Origin of the sequence: Micromonospora arborensis (assembly GCF_003205615.1) — a bacterium.
GTDB classification, from domain to species: Bacteria; Actinomycetota; Actinomycetes; order Mycobacteriales; family Micromonosporaceae; genus Micromonospora; species Micromonospora arborensis.
The window spans coordinates 107982-115721 of record NZ_PYBV01000022.1; the positions used below are offsets into that span (position 1 = coordinate 107982).

Consider the following 7740-nt stretch of genomic DNA (forward strand, 5'->3'; position numbering starts at 1 on the left):
CGCTTTGGCTGCCTGCCATGTCGATGTGCTGGTGAGCGGTATACCTCAGAGGTATGAATATGACTCTGAGGTATACCGCTCACTACCGCATCCGCCCTTTATGGAGGTGACCGAAGGTCACCGCCGGCTGCGTCCACAGCCCGGGCCGGGAGATGTCCACCAACCACGTGGTTGACAGGGCGTCACACAGATGCTGAACTATCAACCAACCGCTTGGTTGAGGAATGGCTTGAGGATGACTGAACAGCTCGACCGCCGGCAGGCCCTGGTCCACGCGGCCTTCTCGGCGATCGCCGAGCACGGCTTTGAGGGGTTCCGGCTACGACCGATCGCTGCCGCGGCAGGCATCGACCACTCGACGCTGCACCACTATTTCCGGACCAAGGCGGACCTGATCGCCGCGGTGCTCGAGCACGTGACCAGCCAATTCGAGGCGACGATGCACAACGACCTGGAACCCGCCGCCCGGTTGCGGCAACACCTCAACGAGATCGCCACCGCCGTCGTGGTACGGCCCGAGTTGTTCGTCGTGCTCGATGAGCTCGATCTTCGCGCTCGGCGGGACAAGTCCACCGAGGTCGACATCGACCACGACGAACAGGGGTGGCGGGACGCGCTTGCGGCGATCTTCAACGAAGGCATCGAGCAACACGTCTGGTCGATGAACCTCAACGTCGCTGCCAGCGTCGAGCTGGTGATCGCCACCGTCAAAGGCATTCGCCTCCGTCCGGACAAGGCCGAGTCGGTCGTCAACCAACTGTGCGACCTCTTCTCACCGGAAAGGCTCACTCATGCTTGACGTACTCATCGTCGGCGGTGGCATCGGCGGCCTCGCGCTCGCCCAGGGGCTCCGTAAGAACGGCATCAACGCCGCCGTGTACGAGCGTGACCGGCGCCGCGACGACCGGGTCGACCGGTACCGGCTGGCGATCAACCCGGCGGGCAGTCGGTCGCTGCGTGCCTGCCTGCCCGACCCACAGTGGCAGGCGTTCACGGACACCGTGGGCCGCCCCGGCGGCGGCTTCGGCTTCCTGGGCACCGACCTGCGCACGCTGGTCCTCGTCGAGGACGCGCTCATGTATCCCGACGACCCCGACCCCGCCGAACGGGCCTACCCGGTCGATCGTCACACGCTGCGCGGCGTTCTCCTCGACGGACTCGACGACACCGTCCACTACGACAAGACCTTCGAACGCTACGAGCTCACCGCCGACGGTCGCCCCACCGCGCACTTCGCCGATGGAACGTCCGCCACCTGCGACGTCCTGGTCGGCGCCGACGGGATCAACTCCCGGGTGCGCGCGCAGTACCTGCCGACCGCCACGCAGCGGGACACCGGTGCGGTGGGCGTCGGGCTCAAGTTGCCGCTGAACGACGACACTCGCGCCTGGCTACCCGCCCGGCTGGCCGAAGGCATGAACCTCGTCCTGACCGGTGCGCCGCACTTCCTGTTCACCTCCGTGTTCGAACGCCAGAAGGCGGTAGGGGACGACTATGTGCTGTGCGCGTTCGTCGCCCGTAACGAACTGTTCCCCTCGCGTCCGGAGCGCCTCGACGGCGCACAGTTGAAGGCCTACATCGCCAGGCTGATCACGGAGTGGCACCCCGCGCTACGCCGACTGATCGACGAGTGCCCACCAGGCGACGTGAGCGTGTTCCCGTTCCAGGCGTCCGACCGTCCTGCGCCCTGGGCGCCCTCCCGGGTCACCGTGCTCGGCGACGCGGTGCACGGCATGCCGCCGGCCGGCGGTAACGGCGCCAACACCGCACTGCGCGACGCCGCCCTGCTCACCCGTCAGTTGTCTCTGGCCGGCACCGGTCACCTGCCGCTGCTGGACGCCATCGGCGAATACGAGACCGAGATGCGCGAGTACGGCTTCGAAGCCGTCGACCTGGCCCTGCGGACCCTCCAGCAGGGCATGATGAGCAACCCGGTGAACGTGGGCTTGACCCGTGGCTGGTTCAGCCTCTGTGACATCGTGTCACCGCTGCGCCGGATGACCTTCGGCCCGAGCTGGGCCAAGATCAGTGCTCCCCGCCGCTGGGAGCGGGCCGCCACCCTGACGAGCTGATCCGCTCAGCGTCGGTCACTTGCCGGTGACGATGCCCGGGTTGATGCAGAGCCCCGGGTTGGCGCCGTTCTTCTCCGCGATCTCCAGACAGCGGGTCACCTTGTCGACCTTCGCGTTGGTCTCGGTGATCTGCTTGGAGATCTCGGCGTTCTTACGGTCCTGCTCCAGGTTGCGGGTCTGCGCCAGCTTGTCCTGGAACGCCTTGATGTTGCCCTCGGTCTTGTCGTCGTGGTTCACCCGGGTGATGGTCACCGAGAGGATGTCCACGTCGGTGGTGAGACGCGTCTCCGCGCTGGTCTTGATGTTCGCCGCGAACGGCTTCAGGTCGACGTTGAGGTCACCGGTCTGGGCGTCGATCTTCTCCAGCGGGTTGTACGCGGCGAAGGCGTCGTTGACCGCGCTGTCGAGCTGCACGCCCACCCGCTGGCCCCGGAAACTGTCGAAGTCACCCTTGTAGTCCATGAACTGCTTCGGCGCGTTCTCCGGCTTGACCTGCCACTCGATGAGCACCTCGACGCAGGCGTCGGCGAGCGTGCCGGTGCGGACCCGTACGCAGTTGTTGCCGCCGATGTGGTCGTACTTCTGCCGGCCCGCGTCCCACTCGCCGACCTTCTGCCAGGGCGCCACCCACTTCAGGCCCGAGCCGGTCACCTCGCCGGTGGGCTTGCCGAAGCTGGTCACGATGCCGACCGAGCGGATGGGCACCGAGTGGGCGCTGGAGACGACGCCGACCAGCACGGTGAGCGCGAGAAAGGCGAGCGCCGCGAGGGCGGCCATCCGCTTCAGCGGCCGCGCGGGGGCGACGAGGGCCAGGACGGCGCTGACCGCCAGGGCGACGGCGAAGACGATCGCCATGGTGAAGCCGACGGGCATGGGGTGAGGGCCTTTCGCTGGGCTGTGTCGATCATCAACCTAGAAGGCCCGGTCAAGTCGCGCGTCGACGGTAGATGCCGCGACGGCGCTGCGGGTGTACGGCGCGGGGCCGGGCTGGATCGAGCCGCTCACCGGGCGGGCGGGCCACCTCGGCACGCTGCCGGACGCGGTCGCCGCCTGCCTGGCCGTCGCGCCGGAGCGTGATGCCCACCACATACGATACGGATCGGTCCCGTATCGTTAATCCGGCCCGTACGCTGATTCACGTTACGAGTCTGACCCGTATCGTATTGCGTGGCGGGTGAAAGCGTGGGGGGAAACCAGACATGGAGCTGCACAACAACACGGGCCACCCGAGGAGGTGGGCGATCCTCGGGGTGCTGGTGATCAGCCTCCTCGTGGTCGTCCTCGACAACACGATTCTCAACGTCGCCCTGCGCACCCTGGCCGACCCGGCACACGGCCTCGGCGCCAGCCAGGGCCAGCTGGAGTGGGCCATCAACTCCTACACGCTGGTCTTCGCCGGGCTGCTGTTCACCTTCGGGGTGCTCGGCGACCGCGTCGGCCGTAAGCGCTTCCTGATGGTCGGGCTGGCGCTGTTCGGCCTGGCGTCGCTGCTCTCCGCGTACTCCCAGAGCCCCGGCCAGCTCATCGCGGCCCGTGCCCTGATGGGAGTCGGTGGCGCGGCCATCATGCCGGTGACGCTGTCGATCATCTCGAACGTCTTCGACCCGCGTGAGCGCGGCCGGGCGATCGGCGTCTGGGCCGGCGCGGTCGGCCTCGCGGTGGCGGTCGGCCCGATCCTCGGCGGCGCGCTGCTGGAGCACTTCTGGTGGGGCTCGGTCTTCCTGATCAACGTGCCGGTGGTCATCGCGGGCGTGGTCCTGGTCGCAGTGATGGTTCCCGAGTCGCGTGACCCGCGGCCCGGCCGCGTCGACGTGCTCGGCGTCCTCCTCTCCGTTGTCGGCCTGGTCGCCCTCTCCTACGGCATCATCGACGGCGGCGAGCACGGCTTCGACCGCCCGCTGGCCTGGGGCTCGATCCTGGTCGGCCTCGCGGTGCTGGCCTGGTTCGTGCAGCACGAGCGGAGCAGCGACCACCCGTCGCTGGACGTCCGGCTCTTCAAGGTGCCCCACTTCGCCGCGCCGGTCGCCATCGTCGGCCTGGTGTTCTTCGCCGCGATGGGCTCGATGTTCTTCGGCTCGTTCTACCTGCAACTGGTGCGTGGCTACAGCCCGCTGCAGACCGGTCTGCTCTTCCTGCCCTTCGCCGGCGCCCAACTGATCTTCGCGCCGCGCAGCGCCGCGATGGTCCGCCGGTACGGTGGCCGGGCCGTCGCCACCGTCGGGTTGGGCCTGACCGCGGTGTCCCTCGCCGCGTTCGTCTTCATCGGCGCCTCCACCCCGATCTGGATCGTGCTGCTCGTCTTCCTCATCCAGGGCGCCGGAATGGCCAACATCATGCCCCCGGCCACTGAGTCGATCATGTCGGCGCTGCCCCGGGAGAAGGCCGGCGTGGGCTCCGCGGTCAGCAACACCGTCCGTCAGGTGGCCGGCGCGCTCGGCGTGGCGATCCTCGGCTCGGTGCTCTCCGCGGTCTACCGCAGCGACATCGGCGACGCGTTGACCGGTCTGCCCGCGCAGGCCCACGACGCGGCCAACGAGTCGATCTCCGGGGCGTACGCGGCGGCGGCCCAGCTCGGCCCGGCGGCGCCGGCGCTGATCTCGGCAGCCAACGACGCCTTCGTCACCGCCATGCACTGGGCAGCCGCGCTCTCCGCGGTGATCGCCGCGCTCGGGATCATCGTGGTGCTGCGCTGGATGCCGGGTCGGGAGGAAACCAGCGTTGCCCCGGCGGCCCAGGTTGCCGAGCCCGAGCTGGCCGGCACGGCATAGGTCGGGAAGTATGTCGGACATGACGTCCACCCCGGATGCTCCGCGGTCGCCCGGGCGACCGCGGAGCATCCGCGCCGATGAGGCCATCATCGAGGCCACCCTCGACCTGCTCGCCGAGGGCAGCACCATCGAGGCGCTCTCGATCGAGGCGATCGCCGCTCGCGCCGGAGTTGGCAAGGCCACCATCTACCGCCGCTGGGCCGGCAAGGACGCCCTGCTGCTGGACGCGCTACGTCGGCTCAAGGGCGTCCCGGCGCAGCCGGCCGGGCACTCCGTCCGCGACGACCTGGTGCTGCTGGTCGGCGCGATCGGCAAGAACGTCGACCCGCGCGCGGCGAAGATCATGCCCTGTCTGGCACCCGCCGTGAACCGCAGTTCGGATCAGTTCCAGCTCTACCAGAGCATCATCTCGCCCCGCCGCCAGCTGATGCGCGAGGTGCTGCGGCGCGGCATCGACGAGGGCGTGCTCCGGGCCGACATCGACGTCGAGGTGACGATGGCGCTGTTGACCGGGCCGATGCTGATCCAGCGAGTGTTGCAGTGGAATCCGGACCTGGACGAGCAGACGCTGCCCGTCCAGGTCGTCGACGCCGTGCTGGAGGGCATCCGCGTCCGCTGAAGCTGACGATGGTCGGCTGGCGTGCGCGGTGGTCAGCCCGGGCCTGGTCTGTTGGCGTCGGCCGGGCGGGCGTCGTCTGTTGGCGTCGGCCGGGCGGGGCCGGCGGCGGTGGTCAGCCGGCCGGGGCGCGCAGTCGGTGCAGGCGCAGCGCGAGCTGCACCTCCAGCGCACGCTCGGGCCGCTGCCAGTCGGCGCCGAGCAGCTGCCCGACCCGCTCCAACCGCTGGGTCACCGTGTTGACGTGCACGTGCAACTGCTCGGCGGCCCGGGCCAGGCTGCCACCCACCCCGAAGTACGCCTCCAGCGTCTTCACCAGAGCCGTGCCCCGCCGCGCGTCGTAGTCGACCACCGGCCCGACGGTGGCGCTGAGAAACTGGGTCACGTCCTTCTCACCCCGGTCACCGACCGTGCCCAACAGCAACCCGACGAAGCCCAACTCCGCCGTGCTCGCCCCCTGACCGGCGCGGCCCAGCGCGCCCAGCGCCGTCAGGCACCGGTCCGCCTCGTGGAACGTCCCGGCCAGCGCCGCCGGCCCGTTCGACGGGCCGCTCGCCCCGGCGGTCACCGGTCGGCCGGTCACCCGGGACAGATCCCGGGCCACCGCACGGGCACTGCCACCGGCGTCCAGCCCCGGCAGCATCAGCACCACCCGACCGTCGCGCGCCGCGGCCAGCCCACCACGTGCCGAGGCGTACGTGGTGGCCCAGGAGAGCACCCGCTGCCGGGCCGAGCCGGTCGCGGCGATCGCATCGTCGCCCACCGCCACCAGCACGTGCGGGGCGTCCAGGTCCACCCCGAGCCGGCGGGCCCGGCTGCGCAGCGCGTCGGTGTCCCGCAGCGGGCGGGCGATCAGGTCGTCCAGCAGCTCGCCGCGGACCCGCCCCTCCGCCTCGGCGACCGTCCGGCGGAACAGCAGCAGCAGCGCGGTCACCAGCGCGGCCCGCTCCAGGATCCGCTGGTCGGCGTCGACCAACTCGTCGTCCGGGCGCAGCACCAGGGCACCCAGGTTCTCCGCGCCCGCCACCACCGCCGCGTACCAGAGTGGACTGCGGCGTACGCTGCGCCCCTCCGTACGGGACGCGGCCACCGCCTCGACGATGTCCGCGCGGTCGGGCTCGTCGATCTCACCGACCCGGGCCAGCAGGCGGCCCTCGGCGTCCAGCGCCAGCAGCGCGCCGCCCAGCACCTCCGTCACCGCGGCCGCCACGTCCTCCACCCCGCCGCCGCGCAACACCAGCGCGGTCATCCGGTCGTGTGCCGCCGCGGCCCGCTCCACCGAGCTGCTGTGCGCCCGGATGGTGGTGTTCGCCGCTGACAGCTCCGCCAACGCCGAGCGGGTCTCGGTCAACAGCCGGGCGGTGTCGATCGCCACCGCGGCGTGCGCGGCGAGCGAGACCAGCAGCGCCACCTCCTCCCGGACGAACGGCCGGGCCGAACGGTTGGCCGCGTAGAGCACCCCGATCGAGGTGGAGCCGAGCCGTAGCGGCACCCCGAGGATCGCCACCAGGCCCTCCTCCCCGACCCCGGCGTCGATTTCGCCGGTGTGGTGGAAGCGCGCGTCCTCGCCGTAGTTGGCGGTGACGTACGGGGCGCCGGACTGGGCCACCAGGCCGCCGAGGCCGGCGCCCATCGGCAGGCGCAGCCGCTGGAAACGGGCCGAGACCGACCCGTCGGTCACCCGCATGTACGTGTCGCCGCGCTCGTCGTCGTTGAGCGTCATGTACGCCACGTCCGCGCCGAGCAGGTTGCGGGCACGGTGCACGATCGCCCGCAACACGTCGTCCAGGTCGCGTAGCCCGGCCAGGTCGCTGACCGTGTCGTACAGGCCGGACAGCTCGGTCTCCCGGCGGCGCCGACGCTCCAGCAGCGCGCGGACCCGCAACGCCACCGACTTGGCCTGCTCCAGCTCGGCCAGCCGGTCCGGCGCCAGCCCGGCAGCCCGCGCGGCCACCAGTGGTCCCTCGAACTCGACCGCCGCGGCCTCACGGGCGAGCAGCTCCAGGAACTCCACCGGCGATGACATGGTCGACATTGTGCTCAGCCCCACTAGTTGGCCGTCCAGCCCCCGTCGAGGGCGATCGACGCGCCGGTGATGAACGCCGCCGGCGGCGAGCAGAGGTACGCCAGCAGCTCGGCGACCTCCTCCGGTTCGATCAGCCGCTTGATCGCGGCCCGGGCCAACATGATCTCCTCGATCACCTCGTCCTCGCCGATGCCGTGGCTGGCCGCCTGGTCGGCGATCTGGCTCTCCACCAGGGCGGTCCGCACGTACGCCGGGTTG

7 protein-coding genes are annotated in these 7740 nt (G+C 70.5%); 4 read left to right on the plus strand and 3 right to left on the minus strand.

What is annotated here, in order from left to right; translation table 11 throughout:
* The first annotated feature begins 190 nt into the window (after positions 1 to 190).
* Together C7C45_RS18925 and C7C45_RS18930 are read left to right on the plus strand one after the other, a co-directional pair.
* Positions 191 to 799, plus strand: a complete 609-nt coding sequence (locus tag C7C45_RS18925; protein WP_110565006.1) for a TetR/AcrR family transcriptional regulator — start codon at positions 191 to 193, stop codon at positions 797 to 799.
* Positions 792 to 2072: an FAD-dependent oxidoreductase gene (locus C7C45_RS18930; protein ID WP_110565007.1), complete on the plus strand. Its 1281-nt coding sequence runs from the start codon at positions 792 to 794 to the stop codon at positions 2070 to 2072. Before C7C45_RS18925 ends, C7C45_RS18930 begins: the two co-directional genes overlap by 8 nt.
* Positions 2073 to 2087: 15 nt before the next feature.
* Here C7C45_RS18930 and C7C45_RS18935 read toward each other — a convergent pair whose 3' ends face one another.
* Positions 2088 to 2945: an SPFH domain-containing protein gene (locus C7C45_RS18935; RefSeq protein WP_110565008.1), complete on the minus strand. Its 858-nt coding sequence runs from the start codon at positions 2943 to 2945 to the stop codon at positions 2088 to 2090.
* A 326-nt stretch (positions 2946 to 3271) separates the two neighbouring features.
* Here C7C45_RS18935 and C7C45_RS18940 point away from each other — a divergent pair, with 326 nt between their 5' ends.
* Together C7C45_RS18940 and C7C45_RS18945 are read left to right on the plus strand one after the other, a co-directional pair.
* Positions 3272 to 4840 (plus strand): MFS transporter, encoded by a 1569-nt coding sequence (locus C7C45_RS18940; protein WP_110565009.1) that lies wholly within the window; start codon positions 3272 to 3274, stop codon positions 4838 to 4840.
* A gap of 10 nt (positions 4841 to 4850) precedes the next feature.
* The gene (locus tag C7C45_RS18945) at positions 4851 to 5459 is read left to right on the plus strand and encodes a TetR/AcrR family transcriptional regulator (protein WP_110565010.1); all 609 of its coding nucleotides are present in this window, start codon (positions 4851 to 4853) and stop codon (positions 5457 to 5459) included.
* Between the two features lie 112 nt (positions 5460 to 5571).
* On the opposite strand, the gene C7C45_RS18950 is transcribed toward C7C45_RS18945, so the two are convergent.
* Together C7C45_RS18950 and C7C45_RS18955 are read right to left on the minus strand one after the other, a co-directional pair.
* Positions 5572 to 7491 (minus strand): helix-turn-helix domain-containing protein, encoded by a 1920-nt coding sequence (locus C7C45_RS18950; RefSeq protein ID WP_110565020.1) that lies wholly within the window; start codon positions 7489 to 7491, stop codon positions 5572 to 5574.
* A gap of 14 nt (positions 7492 to 7505) precedes the next feature.
* A partial coding sequence (locus C7C45_RS18955; RefSeq protein WP_146247345.1) for an SDR family oxidoreductase occupies positions 7506 to 7740 on the minus strand: 235 nt, incomplete at its 5' end.

Bases quoted from the DNA above. Each gene is read 5' to 3' on its own strand.
- C7C45_RS18940 (WP_110565009.1), top strand. From the start codon at position 3,272: ATGGAGCTGCACAACAACACGGGCCACCCGAGGAGGTGGGCGATCCTC.
- C7C45_RS18945 (WP_110565010.1), top strand. From the start codon at position 4,851: ATGTCGGACATGACGTCCACCCCGGATGCTCCGCGGTCGCCCGGGCGA.
- C7C45_RS18950 (WP_110565020.1), bottom strand. From the start codon at position 7,491: ATGTCGACCATGTCATCGCCGGTGGAGTTCCTGGAGCTGCTCGCCCGT.
- C7C45_RS18935 (WP_110565008.1), bottom strand. From the start codon at position 2,945: ATGCCCGTCGGCTTCACCATGGCGATCGTCTTCGCCGTCGCCCTGGCG.
- C7C45_RS18930 (WP_110565007.1), top strand. From the start codon at position 792: ATGCTTGACGTACTCATCGTCGGCGGTGGCATCGGCGGCCTCGCGCTC.
- C7C45_RS18925 (WP_110565006.1), top strand. From the start codon at position 191: ATGCTGAACTATCAACCAACCGCTTGGTTGAGGAATGGCTTGAGGATG.